The 17,970-nt window shown below is 73.1% G+C and carries 18 protein-coding genes and 3 tRNA genes; 19 read left to right on the top strand and 2 right to left on the bottom strand.

The window, feature by feature from the left end; all coding sequences use genetic code 11:
* The first annotated feature begins 3 nt into the window (after nt 1–3).
* From nuoI to htpX, 9 genes are all read left to right on the top strand, one after another.
* A complete protein-coding gene (gene nuoI / locus H9624_RS05015; protein WP_251839008.1) occupies nt 4–630 on the top strand; it encodes an NADH-quinone oxidoreductase subunit NuoI in 627 nt (208 codons plus the stop codon).
* Between the two features lie 8 nt (nt 631–638).
* The gene (locus tag H9624_RS05010) at nt 639–1,604 is read left to right on the top strand and encodes an NADH-quinone oxidoreductase subunit J (protein ID WP_251838749.1); all 966 of its coding nucleotides are present in this window, start codon (nt 639–641) and stop codon (nt 1,602–1,604) included.
* Nucleotides 1,601–1,900 carry an NADH-quinone oxidoreductase subunit NuoK gene (nuoK, locus tag H9624_RS05005; RefSeq protein ID WP_251838748.1) on the top strand — a complete coding sequence of 100 codons (300 nt, stop codon included), beginning with the start codon at nt 1,601–1,603 and terminating at the stop codon, nt 1,898–1,900. The genes H9624_RS05010 and nuoK overlap by 4 nt, the downstream gene beginning before the upstream one ends.
* 17 nt (nt 1,901–1,917) lie before the next feature.
* Nucleotides 1,918–3,876, top strand: coding sequence for an NADH-quinone oxidoreductase subunit L (gene nuoL / locus H9624_RS05000; protein WP_286010676.1), 1,959 nt, complete (start codon nt 1,918–1,920; stop codon nt 3,874–3,876).
* A gap of 17 nt (nt 3,877–3,893) precedes the next feature.
* Nucleotides 3,894–5,483 (top strand): NADH-quinone oxidoreductase subunit M, encoded by a 1,590-nt coding sequence (locus tag H9624_RS04995; RefSeq protein ID WP_251838747.1) that lies wholly within the window; start codon nt 3,894–3,896, stop codon nt 5,481–5,483.
* Nucleotides 5,480–7,042, top strand: coding sequence for an NADH-quinone oxidoreductase subunit NuoN (nuoN, locus tag H9624_RS04990; protein WP_307784927.1), 1,563 nt, complete (start codon nt 5,480–5,482; stop codon nt 7,040–7,042). The genes H9624_RS04995 and nuoN overlap by 4 nt, the downstream gene beginning before the upstream one ends.
* Nucleotides 7,039–8,043: a polyprenyl synthetase family protein gene (locus H9624_RS04985; RefSeq protein WP_372435096.1), complete on the top strand. Its 1,005-nt coding sequence runs from the start codon at nt 7,039–7,041 to the stop codon at nt 8,041–8,043. The genes nuoN and H9624_RS04985 overlap by 4 nt, the downstream gene beginning before the upstream one ends.
* A gap of 163 nt (nt 8,044–8,206) precedes the next feature.
* On the top strand, nt 8,207–9,574 hold the full coding sequence (locus H9624_RS04980; protein WP_251838746.1) for an FAD-dependent oxidoreductase: 1,368 nt from the start codon (nt 8,207–8,209) through the stop codon (nt 9,572–9,574).
* 2 nt (nt 9,575–9,576) lie between these two features.
* The gene (htpX, locus tag H9624_RS04975; protein ID WP_251838745.1) at nt 9,577–10,446 is read left to right on the top strand and encodes a zinc metalloprotease HtpX; all 870 of its coding nucleotides are present in this window, start codon (nt 9,577–9,579) and stop codon (nt 10,444–10,446) included.
* Between the two features lie 141 nt (nt 10,447–10,587).
* Here htpX and H9624_RS04970 read toward each other — a convergent pair whose 3' ends face one another.
* The gene (locus H9624_RS04970) at nt 10,588–11,091 is read right to left on the bottom strand and encodes a YajQ family cyclic di-GMP-binding protein (protein ID WP_251838744.1); all 504 of its coding nucleotides are present in this window, start codon (nt 11,089–11,091) and stop codon (nt 10,588–10,590) included.
* Between the two features lie 99 nt (nt 11,092–11,190).
* On the opposite strand from H9624_RS04970, the gene H9624_RS04965 reads away from it, so the two are divergent.
* The 8 genes from H9624_RS04965 to H9624_RS04930 all read left to right on the top strand — a co-directional run bounded on the left by H9624_RS04965 (nt 11,191) and on the right by H9624_RS04930 (nt 15,098).
* A tRNA-Tyr gene (locus H9624_RS04965) sits at nt 11,191–11,272 on the top strand.
* A gap of 130 nt (nt 11,273–11,402) precedes the next feature.
* Nucleotides 11,403–11,475: transfer RNA gene (locus H9624_RS04960), tRNA-Thr, on the top strand.
* 61 nt (nt 11,476–11,536) lie between these two features.
* A tRNA-Met gene (locus tag H9624_RS04955) sits at nt 11,537–11,610 on the top strand.
* Between the two features lie 52 nt (nt 11,611–11,662).
* On the top strand, nt 11,663–11,833 hold the full coding sequence (gene rpmG / locus H9624_RS04950) for a 50S ribosomal protein L33 (RefSeq protein ID WP_251838743.1): 171 nt from the start codon (nt 11,663–11,665) through the stop codon (nt 11,831–11,833).
* A gap of 18 nt (nt 11,834–11,851) precedes the next feature.
* Nucleotides 11,852–12,325 carry an FAS1-like dehydratase domain-containing protein gene (locus H9624_RS04945; RefSeq protein WP_372435095.1) on the top strand — a complete coding sequence of 158 codons (474 nt, stop codon included), beginning with the start codon at nt 11,852–11,854 and terminating at the stop codon, nt 12,323–12,325.
* Entirely contained in the window at nt 12,325–12,741 is a 417-nt protein-coding gene (locus tag H9624_RS04940) for a MaoC/PaaZ C-terminal domain-containing protein (RefSeq protein WP_251838742.1), read from the top strand. Before H9624_RS04945 ends, H9624_RS04940 begins: the two co-directional genes overlap by 1 nt.
* Entirely contained in the window at nt 12,738–13,949 is a 1,212-nt protein-coding gene (locus H9624_RS04935; protein WP_251838741.1) for an MFS transporter, read from the top strand. Before H9624_RS04940 ends, H9624_RS04935 begins: the two co-directional genes overlap by 4 nt.
* Nucleotides 13,950–13,958: 9 nt before the next feature.
* Nucleotides 13,959–15,098, top strand: coding sequence for a UDP-N-acetylmuramate dehydrogenase (locus H9624_RS04930; RefSeq protein ID WP_251838740.1), 1,140 nt, complete (start codon nt 13,959–13,961; stop codon nt 15,096–15,098).
* On the opposite strand, the gene H9624_RS04925 is transcribed toward H9624_RS04930, so the two are convergent.
* A complete protein-coding gene (locus tag H9624_RS04925; protein ID WP_251838739.1) occupies nt 15,095–16,111 on the bottom strand; it encodes an adenosine deaminase in 1,017 nt (338 codons plus the stop codon). The genes H9624_RS04930 and H9624_RS04925 overlap by 4 nt on opposite strands.
* A 74-nt stretch (nt 16,112–16,185) precedes the next feature.
* Between H9624_RS04925 and H9624_RS04920 the strand changes: the two genes are divergently transcribed.
* Complete coding sequence (locus H9624_RS04920; protein WP_251838738.1) at nt 16,186–17,400, top strand: aminoglycoside phosphotransferase family protein; 1,215 nt, start codon at nt 16,186–16,188, stop codon at nt 17,398–17,400.
* A gap of 94 nt (nt 17,401–17,494) precedes the next feature.
* Nucleotides 17,495–17,956 (top strand): hypothetical protein, encoded by a 462-nt coding sequence (locus H9624_RS04915; RefSeq protein WP_251838737.1) that lies wholly within the window; start codon nt 17,495–17,497, stop codon nt 17,954–17,956.
* The last annotated feature ends 14 nt before the right edge of the window (nt 17,957–17,970 follow it).

The raw sequence follows: 17,970 nt of genomic DNA, 5'->3' as shown, positions 1-17,970 counted from the left end.
CCCATGGACTACCAGCCCGACAAGAAGGGCCCGGTCGGCGAGCTCCTCGCACCCGTCGCCGGCTTCGGGGTCACCTTCTCCTCGATGTTCCGGCCCACGGTCACCGAGCAGTACCCGTTCGAGAAGGTGCCGACGCAGCCGCGCTACCACGGCCGCCACCAGCTCAACCGCTACGCGGACGGCCTGGAGAAGTGCATCGGCTGCGAGCTGTGCGCCTGGGCGTGCCCGGCGGACGCGATCCTCGTCGAGGGCGCCAACAACAGCCCCGACGCCCAGTACTCCCCCGGGGAGCGCTACGGCCGCGTCTACCAGATCAACTACCTGCGCTGCATCTTCTGCGGGTACTGCATCGAGGCCTGCCCCACGCGGGCGCTGACCATGGGCAACGACTACGAGCTCACCGGCCCCACCCGTGAGGGCCTCATCTACGAGAAGCAGGACCTCCTGGCCCCGCTCATGCCCGGCATGCTCGCCCCGCCCCACCCGATGGTCGAGGACGCCGACGACGACACCTACTACCGCGGCGAGGTCACCGGCCCCACCGAGGCACAGGTCGAGTGGGTGCGCGAGAACCGTCCCGAGGACGAGAGCCTGCAGACCGCGCGTCCCGTCGAGGGGGCCCCCGCATGATCCTGCCCATGACACTGGCCGAGACCGGCGTCACGAGCACGGGGGAGGAGGTCTTCTTCTGGATCGTCGCGCCCCTCGCGGTGCTCGCGGCCCTGGGCCTGCTCTTCGCCCGCAAGGCGATGTACGCCGCCATGTGCGTCGTCTTCGTCATGATCGCGCTGGCCGGGTTCTACATCGTCCAGGAGGCGATCTTCCTCGGGGTCGCGCAGATCGTCGTCTACACCGGCGCGATCATGATGCTCTTCCTCTTCGTCCTCATGCTCGTCGGCGTCGACTCCTCCGACTCGGTCGTCGAGACGCTCAAGGGCCAGCGCTGGATCGGCTTCCTCGGGGGCGCCGGGCTCGTCGCCCTCGTCGCCGCCGTCGGCCTGCGCGCCGCCCTGCCCGCGCCGCGCGGCCTCGAGGCCGCCAACGCCGACACCAACCCGGTGGGCGTGGCGCGGCTCCTCTTCTCCGACTACGTCGTGGCGATGGAGGTGGCGGGCGTCCTGCTCGTCACCGCCGCCGTGGGCGCCGTCGTCCTCACGCGCGCCGAGCGGCTGCGCAAGAAGCGCACCCAGCGGGACGTCGCCGAGGCCAAGATGGCCGCCTACGCCGCGGAGGGCGGGCGCATCCGCAGCCTGCCGGCCCCCGGTGTCTACGCGCGGCACAACGCCGCCGACGTCCCCGCCCTCGGCGCGGACGGCCAGCCGATCGACGAGTCCGTGCCCCGGGTGCTGCGCATCCGCGGCCAGCAGCGCAGCATCGCCTCGGTCAGCCCCGAGCTCGCCGCGCAGCTCGCGACGTCCACCAGCTCCCACCCCGGCGACCTGGGGGCGCGCAGCGTCACCCAGTCCGGCATGCCGGGGATGCCCGGCACCACGCCGGCACCGGGGACCGAGACCGTCGACGGCGAGGTGCCCACGAGCCAGAGCACCGAGGACACCGACACGAAGCGAGCGCACGTGCCGGACCAGCAGGAGGAGCAGCGATGACCCTGGTCAACTACCTGGTCCTGTCCGGGATCCTCTTCTCCATCGGGGCGGTCGCGGTGCTGCTGCGGCGCAACAGCATCATCGCCCTCATGGGGGTCGAGCTCATGCTCAACGCCGCGAACCTCACGCTCATCACCTTCGCCCGGTGGCACGGCAACCTGCACGGTGAGGTCTTCGCCTTCTTCGTCATGCTTGTCGCCGCCGCCGAGGTCGTCATCGGCCTGGCGATCGTCGTCTCCATCTTCCGAACCCGCCGGTCGGCGTCCATCGACGACGTCAACCTGCTCAAGAACTGACGGGGAGCAACGTGCTAATGCTGGGAACTCCGGCACTGACCGTGCCCACTGACGTGGTGGACGCCGCCGCGGCAGGCGGTGCGGCCTCCTACGCGTGGCTCATGGTCGCGCTGCCGCTCGTCGGTGCCGCCGTGCTGCTGCTCGCCGGCCGCCGCTCCAACGGCTGGGGCCACTGGCTGGGCGTGCTCGCCTCCGCCGGCTCCTTCGTCGTCGGGCTCCTCGTCGTCCTCCAGCTGTTCGGGCTCGACCCCGAGCAGCGGGTCATGGGGCTGCACCTGTTCACCTGGCTGCCCGCCGGTGACCTCACGGTGGACGCCGGCCTGCGCATCGACCCGCTGTCGATGACCTTCGTCCTGCTCGTCACCTTCGTGGGCACGCTCATCCACGTGTACTCGGTGGCCTACATGGAGCACGACGTCGACCGCCGCCGGTTCTTCGCCTACCTCAACCTCTTCGTCGCGGCGATGCTCCTGCTCGTCCTCGCCGACTCCTACGTGCTCCTCTTCGTCGGCTGGGAGGGCGTGGGCCTGGCCTCCTACCTCCTCATCGGTTTCTGGAACTTCCGCACCGAGTACGCGGTGGCCGCGAAGAAGGCCTTCGTCATGAACCGCGTCGGCGACGTCGGCCTCCTCCTCGCGATGATGATGATGTTCGCCGCCTTCGGCACCGTCGAGTTCGAGGGCGTCTTCGAGGGCGCGCAGGGCGCCAGCACGACGATCCTCACGATCACCGGGCTGTTCCTCCTCCTCGCCGCCTGCGGCAAGTCGGCCCAGTTCCCGCTGCAGGCCTGGCTGGGTGACGCGATGGCCGGCCCCACGCCTGTGTCCGCGCTCATCCACGCCGCGACGATGGTCACCGCCGGCGTCTACCTCATCGTGCGCTCGGCGCCGGTCTTCGACGGCGCGCCCACCGCGCAGCTCGTCGTCGTCATCGTCGGCGCGATCACCCTGGTCTTCGGGGCGATCGTCGGTGCGGCCAAGGACGACATCAAGAAGGTGCTCGCCGCCTCGACGATGTCCCAGATCGGCTACATGATGCTCGCCGCGGGCCTCGGCCCGGTCGGCTACGCCTTCGCCATCTTCCACCTCGTCACCCACGGCTTCTTCAAGGCCGGGATGTTCCTCGGGGCCGGCTCGGTCATGCACGGCATGGACGACCAGGTCGACATGCGCCGCTTCGGGGCCTTGAGCAAGCACATGAAGATCACCTGGCTCACCTTCGGGGCCGGCTGGCTGGCGATCATCGGCTTCCCCGGTCTGTCCGGCTTCTGGAGCAAGGACCTCATCATCGAGGCCGCCTTCGTCGGCGAGGGCTGGCGCCCGTGGGTCTTCGGCACGGTCACCCTCCTCGCCGCCGGGCTCACCGCCTTCTACATGTCGCGGCTGTTCTTCATGACCTTCCACGGCAAGGAGCGCTGGGCGCCCACCCGCGAGGGCAAGAAGCAGCACCCGCACGAGTCCCCGCTGCTCATGACGGTGCCGATGGTCATCCTCGCCGTCGGGTCGGTGGCCCTGGGTGCGGTCCTCGCCCTCGGTGACGGCTTCGTCACCTGGCTCGAGCCGGTCACCGGGCACGCCGAGCACCACGACCCCGTGCTCCCGATCCCCGCCATCATGGGCTCGACCATCGTCCTCATGGCGATCGGCGTGTTCCTCGCGTGGCGTCAGTACGCCGCGTCCACCGTCCCGGTCGAGGCCCCCCGCGGCTCGGTGCTCACCCGCGCCGCCCGCCGCGACCTCTACCAGGACGCCGTCAACGAAGGAGTGTTCATGCGCCCGGGGCAGTACCTCACCCGCGCACTCGTCTACGGGGACTCCGCCGTGGTCGACGGCGCGGTCATGGGCCTGGCCCGTGGCACCGCCGGGACCGGCGGGTGGCTGCGCCGCCTGCAGACCGGCTACATCCGCTCCTACGCCGCGATCATGCTCGTCGGTGTCGTAGTCGCCCTTGCCGTCGTCCTGGCCTCGCGCGGCTGAGCTGGAGGAAGCGACCAATGCAGAACATCAGTGACCTTCCCTGGCTGAGCCTGCTCATCGTCGTGCCGCTCGTCGCGGCCGCGGTGATCTGGCTCGTGCCCGCCCTCCACCGGGTGGCCCGCACCGTCGGCCTCGTCGTCTCCCTCGTCGTCCTCGCCGGCTTCGTCGTCATGGCGACCGGCTTCGACCTCGGCGCCGCCGCGGAGCACCAGTTCACCGAGCAGCTGTCGTGGATCCCGCAGCTCGGCGTCTCCTACGCCGTCGGGATCAACGGCCTGGGCCTGACGATGGTGGGCCTGTCGGTCCTCCTCGTGCCGCTCGCGCTGCTCGCCGCCTGGCGGGAGCAGGAGATCGTGCCCGAGGGTGCGGTCGTCGCGCGCCGTCAGGCCGGCTTCGTGGCCCTCGTCCTCCTCCTCGAGGCGACGATGGTGGCGGTCTTCTCCGCCCGCGACGTCTTCCTCTTCTACGTCGTCTTCGAGGCGATGCTCATCCCGGTGTACTTCCTCATCGGGAACTACGGCGGCCCCAAGCGGCGCCACGCCGCGATCAAGTTCCTCGTCTACTCCCTGGCCAGCGGCCTCATCATGCTCGTCGGCGTCATCGCCCTCGGCGTCATGGGTCCCGGCGGGGAGCAGGCCTTCCTCATCGACACCCTCGCCGGCACCGAGCTCGGCGTGTGGGCCGAGCGGTGGATCTTCATCTCCTTCTTCATCGCCTTCGCGGTCAAGGCGCCGATGTGGCCGGTCCACACCTGGCTGCCCGACGCCGCCCAGCAGGCCTCGCCCGGCACCTCCGCGCTCCTCGTCGGCGTCCTCGACAAGGTCGGCACCTTCGGGATGCTCGCGCTGTGCCTCCCGCTGTTCCCGGAGGCCTCCCGCTGGGCCGCGCCGGTCATCATCGTGCTCGCGGTCGTCTCGATCCTCTACGGCGCCCTCGTCGCCGTGGGGCAGCGCGACGTCATGCGCCTCATCGCCTTCACCTCGGTGTCCCACTTCGGCTTCATCGTCCTGGGCATCTTCGTGCGCGAGGAGGTCGCCCTCACCGGCGCGATGCTCTACATGGTCGCCCACGGCGTCTCGACCGCCGCGCTGTTCCTCGTCTCCGGCTTCCTCACCCAGCGCGGTGGCACGCAGGAGATCGCCGCGTACGGCGGCATGCAGCGGGTGACGCCGGTGCTCGCGGGCAGCTGGCTCGTCGCCGGCCTCGCGACCATCGCCCTGCCGGGACTGTCGGGCTTCGTGCCCGAGTACCTCGTCCTGCTCGGCACCTTCCGGGTGAACGTCGTCGCGGCGGTCTTCGCCGTGCTGGCCGTCATCATCGCGGCCCTGTACGTCCTGCTGCCCTACCAGCGGATGTTCACCGGGCCACGCAACGAGACCCTCGCGGCGCTGCCGGACCTCGGCGCCCGCGAGAAGTGGGTCGTGGCCCCGCTGGTCGCCGGCATGCTCGCCCTGGGCCTCGTGCCCGGGCCGGTCATGGACGTCGTGCGGCCGGTGGCCGAGGAGGCCGCGATCGAGCAGCCCAGCACGCTGGACTCGGCGGCTGTGGCAGGACCTGACGGATCGAACGACGCCGCAGCCGCGGGCGCCGAGGGGAGCGAGCAGTGAACTTCGTCCCACCGCACATCGAATGGGCGGCCCTGACCCCCGTCCTCATCGTGCTCGGCGCGGGCCTCCTCGGCATCCTCGTCGCCGCCTTCGTGCCCCGCGGGGCACGCCGGGGCACCCAGGTCGCGCTCTCCGCGCTGGCGATCGCCGGCGCGCTCGTCGCCGTCGTCTGGCGCTGGACCGTCGTGAGCGTCGACGGCCCCCAGGAGGTGGCCGGAGGCACCCTCATCGAGGACGGCCCCGCCCTCCTCGCCCAGGGGATCATCGCGATCGTCGCGCTCATCGCGCTGCTCGTCATCGCCGACCGCTCCGAGTGGGGCGAGGACGCCTTCGCCGCCCAGGTCGGCACCCGGCCGGGCAGCCCGGAGGAGGCCGAGGCGCAGCGCGCCGGCCTCAGCCAGACCGAGGTCTTCCCGCTCGTCCTCTTCGCGACCGGCGGCATGCTCCTGTTCCCCGCCGCCGGCGACCTCCTCATGATGTTCGTCGCGCTCGAGGTCCTCTCGCTGCCGCTCTACCTCCTCACCGCGATGGCCCGCCGTCGTCGCCTGCTGTCCCAGGAGGCCGCGCTCAAGTACTTCGTGCTCGGTGCCTTCTCCTCGGCGTTCTTCCTCATGGGCGCGGCCCTGCTCTACGGCTTCTCCGGCAGCCTGCGGCTCTCCGAGCTCGCGGTCGCGGTGCCGAGCACCGGCGGCATGGACGGCCTGCTCCTCGCCGGCTCTGTCCTCCTCATCGTCGGCCTGCTCTTCAAGGTCGGTGCGGCGCCCTTCCACATGTGGACCCCGGACGTCTACCAGGGCGCCCCGACGCCCATCACCGGCTTCATGGCCGCCGCCACGAAGATCGCCGCCTTCGGTGCGCTGCTGCGCTTCGTCTACGTCGTCGTCCCCGGCCTCGGCTGGGACCTCGAGCCGCTCCTGTGGGGCATCGCCATCCTCACGATGGGGGTGGGCACCGTCATCGCGCTCGTCCAGACGGACGTCAAGCGGATGCTGGCCTACTCCTCGATCGCCCACGCCGGCTTCGTCCTCGTCGGCGTCATCGCCCTGGTCCAGGACGGCATCAGCGCGGTGCTCTTCTACCTCCTCGCCTACGGCCTGGCCACGGTCGGCGCCTTCGCCGTCGTCACCCTCGTCCGCGAGCGTGACGCGGCCGGCAACGTCACCGGTGAGGCCCTGCACCTGTCCCAGTGGGCGGGCCTGGGCCGTCGCAGCCCGGGCCTGGCCCTGGCGATGACGCTGTTCCTCCTGTCCTTCGCCGGCATCCCGCTCACCGGTGGCTTCATCGGGAAGTTCGCGGTCTTCGCCGCCGGCGTCGAGGGCGGTGCCACCGTGCTCGTCGTCGTCGCGGTCCTCGCCAGCGCCGCGGCCGCCTTCTTCTACGTCCGCCTCGTCGTGCTCATGTTCTTCACCGAGCCCGACGGCGAGCGCACGGCCGTCGTCCGCTCCGAGGGCCTCACCTCGGTGGCGATCGCCGTCTGCGCCCTCGGCACGGTGCTCCTCGGAGTCGTGCCCGGCCCGGTGCTCGACCTCGCCGAGCAGGCGGCGACGTTCCTGCCGTGACCGCCTCCATGTTCCAGCTCGGCGACGACGAGCTCAGCGACCGCCTCCTCGTCCGCATGGAGGAGGTGGAGGACCGCCTGCGCCAGGCCGTCACCGGCGCCGACGAGCTCGTCGACGCCCCCATGCAGCACCTGGCCGCCGCGGGCGGCAAGCGCCTGCGGCCGGCCCTCACCCTCCTCACCGCGGAGCTCGGCACCGCCGGGCGCGAGGAGGTCGCCCGCGCGGCCGTCGCCGTCGAGCTCACCCACCTCGCCACCCTCTACCACGACGACGTCATGGACTCCGCCGCCCTGCGGCGCGGGGCCCCGAGCGCGCACGCCGTGTGGGACAACTCCGTCGCGATCCTCACCGGTGACCTCCTCTTCGCCCGGGCCTCCCAGCTCGTCGCGTCGCTCGGGGCCGAGGCGGTGCTCGTGCACGCCGAGACCTTCGAGCGGCTGTGCCTGGGCCAGCTGCACGAGACCCTCGGGCCCCGTGAGGGGGAGGACCCCATCGAGCACTACATCCAGGTCCTCGCGGACAAGACCGGCTCCCTCATCGCCGCCTCGGCGCGCTACGGCGCCGTCTTCAGCGGCGCGGGGGAGGAGCTGGCCGCGGTCCTCGAGCAGTACGGCGAGAAGGTCGGCGTCGCCTTCCAGCTCGCCGACGACGTCATCGACCTCGCCTCGGACTCCGAGACCACCGGCAAGACGCCCGGCACGGACCTGCGCGAGGGCGTGGCCACCATGCCCGTGCTCCTCCTGCAGCGCCGGGCCGCTGAGGGCCGGATCGACCCCGAGGGGGCCGCGGTCCTCGAGCGGCTCGCCAGCGACCTCGGGTCGGACTCCGCGCTGCGTGCGGCCGTCGAGCAGCTGCGGGACCACGACGTCCTCGAGGAGGCCCGCGAGCTGGCCCGTCAGTGGGCCCGCGACGCCGTCGCCGAGCTCGCCCCGCTGCCCGAGGGCACGGTGAAGGAAGCCCTCAAGGACTTCGCCGGACTCATGGTCGACCGCCTCGCCTGACCCCCTCCCTCCGCATATGCGGGAAAACTGCATGCCCTCCGCGCGCAGGGCGGCAAATTCCGCGCATATGCGCGAGGTGGGGGTGGTGGGGGGCGACGAGTCCTGCAGCGCATAGACTGGACGGCGGATTTCCCCGCCCGCACCACCGACCAGACGAGGCTCTGTGACCAAGCCACTGCGCGTTGCCCTCATCGGCGCCGGCCCGGCCGGCATCTACGCCGCCGACATCCTGTCCAAGGCCGGCCTCGAGGTCTCCATCGACCTCTACGAGCGCCTCCCCGCCCCCTTCGGCCTGGTCCGGTACGGCGTCGCCCCCGACCACCCGCGCATCAAGCAGATCATCGTCGCGCTGCAGAAGATCCTCGCGCGCGGCGACATCCGGCTCGTCGGCAACGTCGACGTCGGCACGGACGTCACCATGGAGGAGCTGCGGCAGCACTACGACGCCGTCATCATCTCCACCGGCGCCGACAAGGACGCCCCGCTGCCCATCCCCGGGATCGACCTGCCCGGCAGCTACGGCGCCGCGGACTTCGTCTCCTGGTACGACGGCCACCCGGACGTGCCGCGCACCTGGCCGCTGGAGGCCCAGAGCGTCGCCGTCCTCGGCGTCGGCAACGTCGCCCTCGACGTCGCCCGCATCCTCGCCAAGCACGTCGAGGACCTCATGCCCACCGAGGTCCCCGCGAACGTCGTCGAGGGGCTGCGCCAGAGCCCGGTGACCGACGTCCACGTCTTCGGCCGCCGCGGCCCCGCGCAGGTGAAGTTCACCCCGCTCGAGCTGCGTGAGCTCGGCAAGGTCCCCGACGTCGACGTCATCGTCTACGAGGAGGACTTCGAGTTCGACGAGGGCTCCGAGGCCGCGATCCGCTCGACGAACCAGACCAAGCAGGTCGTCAAGACGCTCACCGACTGGACGCTGCGCGACCCGGAGGAGCTCACCGCCTCCCGCCGCATCCACCTCCACTTCCTCCACCGGCCCGTCGAGATCCTCGGCACCGACCGCGTCGAGGGCATCCGCACCGAGCGCACCGAGCTCGTCGGGGACGGCACCGTGCGGGGCACCGGCGTCTTCGTCGACACCCCCGTCCAGGCCGTCTACCGGGCGGTCGGCTACTTCAGCTCCCCGATCGACGGCGTCGCCTTCGACCACGTCGCGGGCGTCGTCCCCAACGACGAGGGCCGCGTGCTCGACGAGGACGGCGAGATCGTCACCGGGCTGTACGCCACCGGCTGGATCAAGCGGGGACCGGTCGGTCTCATCGGCTCGACGAAGTCCGACGCGCAGCAGACGATCGCCCACCTCGTCGCCGACGCCGAGGCCGGGCGCATCGCGCCGGGCGCCGCGCCGGCCGAGCCCGACGCCCTCATCGCCGCCCTCGAGGAGCGCGGCGTGCCGACGACGAGCTGGTCCGGCTGGGAACTCCTGGACGCCTACGAGCGTTCCCTGGGTGAGGCCGAGGGGCGCGAGCGCGTCAAGGTCGTGCCCAGGGACGAGATGACCCGCGTGTCGCGGGGGGAGGAGAGCTGACGATGGACGGCGGTCGACGGCACCTTAACGGAGTCAAGACCGCGGCGCTCTTCGGCGTCATGTGGGCCGTCCTCCTCGGGATCGGCGGCCTCATCTCCAGCGGCACCGGCTCCGGTGCCTTCATCTGGCTCTTCGCCCTCATCGGCGTCGGCACGACGTTCTACAGCTACTGGAACTCCGACAAGCTGGCCATCCGCGCCATGGGCGCGCGCCCCGTCTCCGAGGCGGAGGCGCCGGTCATGTACCGGATCGTCCGTGAGCTCTCGACGACGGCGCGCCAGCCCATGCCGCGCCTGTACGTCTCGCCCACCGTCCAGCCCAACGCCTTCGCCACCGGCCGCAACCCGCGCAACGCGGCGGTGTGCTGCACGGCGGGCATCCTCCAGGTCCTCGACGAGCGCGAGCTGCGCGGCGTGCTGGGCCACGAGCTCATGCACGTGTACAACCGCGACATCCTCACCTCGTCGGTGGCCGCGGCCATCGCCGGACTCATCACCTCGGCGGCGCAGTTCCTCCTGTTCTTCGGAGGCGGCCGGGACCGCGGCGGCAACCCGCTGGCGATGATCGCGACGGCGCTGCTCGCCCCGATCGCCGCCTCCCTCATCCAGCTGGCGATCTCCCGCACCCGCGAGTTCGACGCGGACGAGGACGGCGCCCAGCTCACCGGCGACCCCATGGCCCTGGCCTCGGCCCTCGCCAAGCTCGAGCGCGGCACGGCGGCCGCCCCGCTGCGGCCCGAGCCGCGGCTCGAGGACGTCTCCCACATGATGATCGCCAACCCCTTCCGGGGCCGCGGCATGACCAAGCTCTTCGCCACCCACCCCCCGATGGCCGAGCGCATCGCCCGCCTGGAGCGGATGGCCGGCTACTGACCGGCGGGCGCCTCAGCGCCCCCTCTCCAGCCTGCGCGCCACCGTGCGCCCTCTCCGCCACTGTGCGCCCGGTCGACAGGGCGCACAGTGGTGCCAGCAGGCGCACAGTGCGACGAGGCGGCCGCGGCGCGCGGGAGTGCGTCAGCGGTAGTTGACGAACTGCAGGGCGGCGTCGATGTCCTCGGCGCCCTTGAGGAGCGCGATGACGGCCTGGAGGTCGTCCCGGTTCTTGGAGGACACCCGCACCTCGTCGCCGGTGATCTGCGTCTTGACGCCCTTGGGGCCGTCGTCGCGGACGAGCTTGGTGATCTTCTTCGCGTTCTCCGAGCTCAGGCCCTCCTTGAGGGTGCCCATGAGGCGGTACTCCTTGCCCGAGGCCTGCGGCTCGTTCTCGCCGGTGTCCAGGGCCTTGAGAGACACCCCGCGGCGGATGAGCTTGCTCTGCAGGACGTCGAGCACAGCGAGCACCCGCTCCTCGGAGTTGGCCTTCATGAGGATCGCGTCCTCGCCGCTCCACTCGACCGAGGCGCCGACGCCCTTGAAGTCGTAGCGCTGCGCGATCTCCTTGGCGGCCTGGTTGACGGCGTTGTCCACCTCCTGGCGGTCGATCTTGCTCACGACGTCGAAGGACGAGTCGGCTGCCATCGGTGGGGTCTCCTTGGGTGCGAGGTGGATCACGCGGGCCGCTGGTTGGGAGCACCCGCTCCGGCTTGGTATTGTTCCACTCGGTCCTGCACGGACCAAGGCGGGTTGCCCGAGCGGCCAAAGGGAGCTGACTGTAAATCAGCCGCGGAATGCTTCGCAGGTTCGAATCCTGCACCCGCCACGTGAGACGGCCCGGATCCCCGCGGATCCGGGCCGTCGTCGTCGGTGGTGACCGTCCGCCGGCGACGTGAGGCAGGCCACGCCCGGACGATTTCGTCCGAGCCGTCTCAGCATGTACGGTTGTCAGCGCCGCCCCGATAGCTCAGTCGGCAGAGCGTCTCCATGGTAAGGAGAAGGTCAAGGGTTCGATTCCCTTTCGGGGCTCCGATCGACGTCCACGTCGTGCGTCACGTAACATGGCGTGCCGGCCATGGTCGACGATCATGGCGGGGTAGCTCAGGTGGTTAGAGCACACGGCTCATAATCGTGGTGTCGCGGGTTCGAGTCCCGCCCCCGCTACTGAACGACACGGCTCCGGGGCCCCGGAGCCCCGATGAACGCGAGGAATACCGTGGCCAGCAAGTCCAGCGACGTCCGTCCGAAGATCACCCTCGCGTGCGAGGAGTGCAAGGAGCGGAACTACATCACCAACAAGAACCGTCGGAACAACCCCGACCGCCTCGAGGTGAAGAAGTTCTGCCCGCGCGACAACCGCCACACGATCCACCGCGAGACCCGCTGACCGGTCTACGCTGACCGCGTGAACGAGAGTCCCGACCGCCCCACCAGCGTCAACCTGACGCTCGTGGGGCGTTCGTATGCCCCCACGGAGACCTACCGCGTCTCCGCCGCGAAGATCGCCGAGATGGCCGCCGCCACCGGTGCCGCGCACCCCGCCCACACCGACCGGGACGCCGCCCGCGAGCTCGGCTACGACGACGTCGTCGCGCCGCCCACCTTCGCCGTCGTCGTCGCCCAGCGCGCCGAGCAGGCCTACATCGCCGACCCCGAGTCGGGGATCGACTTCTCCCGGGTGGTCCACGCGGAGGAGCGCTTCACCCACCACCGCCCGATCGTCGCCGGGGACCTCCTGCGCACCACCGTCCACGTCGACTCCGTCACCGAGAGGGCGGGTATCGCGATGGTGAGCACCAGGGCCGAGATCGCCGACGACGCCGGGACGCCCGTCGCGACCGTCCGCTCGACGCTCGCCGTGCGCGGGGAGGGACGCTGATGGACCTGTCCGCCCTCGCCGTCGGCGACGAGCTGTTCACCCGCACCTACGCCGTCGACCGCGCGCTGCTGGTGCGCTACGCGGGCGCGTCCGGGGACTTCAACCCCATCCACTACAACGAGCGCGTCGCCCGCGAGGTCGGCCTCGACGGCGTCATCGCCCACGGGATGGCGACGATGGGCCTGGCCGCGGCCGCCGTCGCCGACTGGGCCGGCGACCCGGGCGCCGTCGTCGACTACGGGGTGCGCTTCACCCGCCCGATCGTCGTGCCCGACCCCGGTGTGGTCGAGCTCGAGGTGAGCGGGAAGGTCGGCGCCCTGGACGCCGAGGCCGGCACCGTGCGCGTGGACCTCACCGCCCGGGCCGCGGGCGTCACGGTGCTCGCCAAGGCCCAGGCCGTGGTCCGGCCCAGGTGAGCGTCACCGCCTCGCCCGCCCGCCGGCGGGCGCCCGGAGCGGTGCTCGGGGTGTTCGCCCTCAACGGCTTCCTCTTCGCCAGCTGGGTCTCCCGGCTGCCCGCCGTCCGGGACGCCCTCGGGCTGAGCCCCGGTCAGATGGGCGCACTCCTCCTCGTCGGCTCCGTCGGCTCCCTCCTCGCGCTGCCCGTGGGGGGCGCCGTCGCCCAGCGCGTCGGTGCGGCGCTGACCGTCCGTGGCGGGGTCCTCGTCGCGGTCGCGGGCTTCGTCGTCGTCACCGCCGGGCTGCTCTCCGGGGCGGTACCGCTGCTGGCCGTGGGTCTGCTCGTCGCGCAGATGGGGATCGCCGCCTGGGACGTGGCGATGAACCTCGAGGGCGGTCTCGTCGAGCACGAGATCGACCGGGAGATCATGCCGCGCTTCCACGCGGGCTTCTCCCTCGGCACCGTGGCGGGGGCCGTCCTGGGGGCCGGCGCGGCGCTCCTCGGGGTGCCGGTCGTCGCTCACCTCGCGGTCGTGGCGGCAGCCGTCGCCGTCGGGGGAGTGGTCGCCACCCGCGGCTTCCTCCCCTTCGCGCCCGCGCCCCTCGAGAGCGGCCGCCGCCGCCGGCTCGCCGCCGCGCTCGGCGGGTGGCGCGAGCCCCGCACCGTCCTCGTCGGCGTCATGGTCCTCGCCTTCGCCCTCACCGAGGGCGCGGCCAACGACTGGCTCGCGCTGGGGGTCGTCGACGGCTTCGGCACGTCCGACGCCGTCGGCGCCCTCGGCTTCGGCGTCTTCGTCACCGCGATGACGGTCATGCGCCTGGCGGGGGAGCGGCTGCTCGCCCGCTTCGGGCGGGTGGCGGTGCTGCGCGGCACGACCGTCCTCGCGCTCGCCGGCCTCCTCCTCTTCGCCCTCTCCCCGGTGCTGTGGCTCGCGCTGATCGGTGGCGCGCTGTGGGGCCTGGGCGCGGCCCTCGGCTTCCCGGCCGGCATGAGCGCCGCGGGCGACGAGCCGCTCAAGGCGGCCACGCGCGTCTCGGTCGTCGCCTCGATCGGGTACACGGCCTTCCTCTGCGGCCCGCCGCTCCTCGGCCTGCTCGCCGAGCACGTCGGGTACCGCCGGGCGATGCTCGCGATCGCCGTGCCGCTCGCCGTCGCCTTCCTCGTCTCCCGGGCCGCGCGCCCCCTCGGGCACCCGCTGGACGCACCGGCGCCCGGCCACGTCTAGATTGGTCCGGTGAGCACCGAGTCCCCGGCCCTGCCGCCCACCCTGGGCGAGCTGACCACCCTCCGCGTCGGTGGGCCGGTGGCCCGCCTCGTCGAGGCGACGACGGAGGCCGAGCTCGTCGCCGCCGTCCGGGAGGCCGACGAGCAGGGCACCGCGCTCCTCGTCCTCGGTGGCGGCTCCAACCTCCTCGCCTCCGACGACGGCTTCGACGGTGTCGTCGTGCGTGACGCGCGGCGCGGCATCCGCACCGAGTCGCAGTACGCGTGCGCCGGCGTCTCGATCACCGTGCCCGCCGGTCACCCGTGGGACGACCTCGTCGCCACCGCGGTCGCCGAGGGCTGGCGCGGGGTGGAGGCGCTCTCCGGGATCCCCGGATCCACCGGCGCCACCCCCGTGCAGAACGTCGGCGCCTACGGCCAGGAGGTCGCCGAGACGCTCGAGGCGGTGCGCGTCTACGACCGCCTCGAGCAGCGCACGCGCACGCTCGTCGTCAGCGAGCTCGGGCTGGGCTACCGCACGAGCGTGCTCAAGCGCTCCCTCACCGACACCCGCGCCGGCGGGGGGCGCACCTGGGGGCCCACGGGCCGCTACGTCGTCCTCGAGGTCGGCTTCCAGCTCGCCCTCGGCTCCACCTCGGCGCCCGTCCGGTACGCGGAGCTCGCCCGTGCGCTCGGCGTCGAGCTCGGCGCCCGCGCGCCGGCCGCCGAGGTCCGGCACGCCGTCCTCGAGCTGCGCCGCGGCAAGGGGATGGTCCTGGACGACGCCGACCCCGACACCTGGTCGGCCGGCTCCTTCTTCACCAACCCGGTGCTCACGGTCGAGCAGGCCGACGCCCTGCTGCCGCCCGACGCGCCCCGCTTCCCGGTCGAGGACCGCTCCCGGCCGGCCTTCGGCGCCACCCCGCCCACGGTCCCGGGCCTGGTCAAGACCTCCGCCGCCTGGCTCATCTCCCGCTCCGGCGTCGAGCGGGGACAGGGCGACCCCAGGCGCGCCGCGGTGTCGAGCAAGCACGTCCTGGCGCTGACGAACCGGGGCGGGGCGAGCGCCGCCGACGTCGTCGAGCTCGCGCGCACGGTGCGCGACACCGTCCGCGCGCGCTTCGGCGTCGAGCTCGTCCCCGAGCCGGTCCTCCTCGGCGTGAGCCTCTAGGACTCCAGCCAGGCGTCGATCTCGGCCAGCCAGTGCCGCTTGCTCGAGTCGGCGGCCAGGCTCGCGCGGACCGAGCCACGGGCCAGCTCGGCGAGGGCGGCGTCGTCCATGCCGTGGTCCTCCCGCGCGATGCGGTACTGGTCGGTGAGCCGCGAGACGAACAGGAGCGGGTCGTCGGCGCTGAGCGCGATCCGGGCCCCCGCCTCGTGGAGGGTGCGCAGCGGGACGTCCGCGGCCGTGGGGTAGACCCCGAGGGCGACGTTGCTGGCCGGGGCCAGCTCGAGCGCGACGCCCGCCTCGGTGACCTTCTCCAGCAGCGCGAGGTCCTCGGCGAGGCGTACGCCGTGACCCAGCCGGGTGGGCCCGAGGTGGGTGAGGACGGAGCGGACGTGGTCCGGGCCGAGGAGCTCCCCGCCGTGGGGCAGGCTCGCCAGCCCGGCCTGCCGGGCGATGGTGAAGGCCGGGGCGAAGTCGCTCGTGTCCCCGCGGCGCTCGTCGTTGCTCAGCCCGAAGCCGATGACCTCGCCCGGGCCGTCGCCGCTGTGGCGCACCGCCAGGCGCGCCAGCGTGCGGGCGTCGAGCGGGTGGCGGGTGCGCGAGGCGGCGACGACGACGCCGACCTCCACGCCCGTCGTCCGGCTCGCCACCTTGGCCTCGTCCAGGACGATCTCCAGCGCCGGGGTGAGCCCGCCGACGAAGGGGGCGTAGGACGTGGGGTCGACCTGGATCTCCAGGCGGCGCGACCCCTCGGCGGCGTCGTCCTCGGCCGCCTCGCGCACGATCCGCCGCATCGCGGCCTCGCTGCGGACGACCGCGCGGGCGGCGTCGTAGAGGCGCTGGAAGCGGAACCAGCCGCGCTCCCCGGCGGGCACCCGCAGCGCCTGCCCGTCGAGCAGGGCCGGCGGGAGACGGATCCCGGCCTCCACGGCCAGCTCGGCCAGGGTGCTCGGCCGCATCGAACCGGTGAAGTGGAGATGCAGGTGGGTCTTGGGCAGCGTCGTCAGGTCCCGCACGGGCCTGAGTCTGTCACGGACCCGGCGACGACGACGGGCGGCGCCGGCCCGTCGGGTCGTGGTGGACTGTCCCCATGGACGAGTCGGTGTCGCAGACCGAGCGGGACGACGTCGCCCTGCTCACCGGCCCCGGCGCGGGGGAGGTGCTGGGGGCGGCGCTCGCGGTCGAGGGGGCCTCGCTGGGTCCGTGGCAGGTCCACACGGTCCACCACCGGCCCGGTGCCGGCGTCACCGTCGGCTACACGGTGCGCACCGGCGGCGACGGCCCGGACGACTACCTGTGCGCGACGACGGGCCGCGTCACCGCGCCGGCGGGGGCCGGGCTCGTCCGCCTGGAGAACGGCGCCAGCGTCGTCCACGTGTGGCGCCACCCGGCCGACCCCGAGCTGCCGGCGCTCGCGGCGGCCTGCTCACCGGCCGGGCTGGCCCAGCGCCTGGGCGTGGAGCGGCAGCCCACCGTCGAGCTCCTCGCCTACCGGCCGCTGCGCCGCGCCGTCGTGCGGGCGCGGGGGACCGGCCTCACGGACGGGGAGGTCTACGCGAAGGTCGTGCGGCCGCGGGGGCTGCACCAGCTCGCCACCCGTCACCGGATGCTCACCGCCGCCGGTGTCCCGGCGCCGGAGGTGCTCCACGAGGACGACGACGGCCTGCTCGTCATCCGCGCGGGCCGCGGCACCTCCCTGGCGAACGCGCTGGCGCGCGGGATGGAGCCGGCGCGGGCGCGCGCCGTCCTCGACGACGTCGTCGCCGTCCTCGACCGGCTGCCCGCGGCCGCGCTCGAGCTGCCCCGCCGCCCCGCCTGGGCCGAGCGCTCGGGGCACTACGCCCACGCGGCGAGCGTCGTCCTGCCCGAGCACCGCGCGCGCATCGAGGTGCTCGCCGACGGCGTGGCGGCCGCCCTGGCCGGCACCGACCCGGGGCCGGTCGTGCCCACGCACGGCGACCTCTACGAGGCCAACCTCCTCATGACCGACGGGCGGGTCAGCACCCTGCTCGACGTCGACTCCCTCGGCCCGGGGCACCGCGTCGACGACCTCGCCTGCCTCCTCGCGCACGTCAGCGTGCTGCCCCACCTCGCCCCCCGCACCTATCCCGGCGTGCCCGCCGTCCTGAGGACGTGGACCGAGCAGTGCGAACGGCTCGTGGACCCCGGCGCGCTGCGCGCCCGGGCGGCGGGTGTCGTGCTCTCGCTCGTGGCCGGTGCGCGCCGCACGGGCGCGACGGGGTGGCGCGCCGACGCCGAGGGGCGCCTGGCCGAGGCCGAGGCCTGGCTCGCCGGGGCCGGATGAGAGTCCTCTCATCCGGCCCTCCTCCCCCTCTCATGCGGGGACGGTGGGCTGGGGCCAGGGTGCGACAGGCGCACCCGACGAGGAGGGACGGGCCATGAGCGCACGACGCTGGGTCACGACGGGGGTCCTGGGGGCCCTCGGCATCGGCGGTGCGGGACTGGCCGCGGCAGCAATCACCGAGCCCCCCGGCAGCCAGACGCTGCCCGCGGTGCGGGTGGCCGGCGAGGAGCCCGGACCGTCCGCCAGCCCGGACGCCCGGGCGACCGACCCGTCCTCACCGGCGGCGGGCACGGCGACGACGGCGGTCACGGCACCCACCTCGGCGACGCCCGCGGAGGCGCCGAGCGAGGGGGCCAGCACGGCCCCCGCCCGCAAGCCCGCACCGGAGCGCACCCAGGCACCGGCCCGCACCCAGGCGCCGAGCACCGAGCGCAGCCAGGCGCCCACCCAGGTGAGCGCCCCCACCGCCGTCAGCGCCCCGAGCCCGGTGACCGCGCCCTCCCCGGTGACGCCCCAGACGCCGCAGAGCCCGCAGTCCGCCGACTCCGCCGACTGATGAGAGTCCCCTCA

Origin of the sequence: Oceanitalea stevensii (genome assembly GCF_014837105.1) — a bacterium.
In the GTDB taxonomy this organism is placed as follows: Bacteria; Actinomycetota; Actinomycetes; order Actinomycetales; family Actinomycetaceae; genus Oceanitalea; species Oceanitalea stevensii.
Note: the sequence above shows the minus strand (reverse complement) of the source record. Positions and strands in the feature narration are given on the sequence as shown.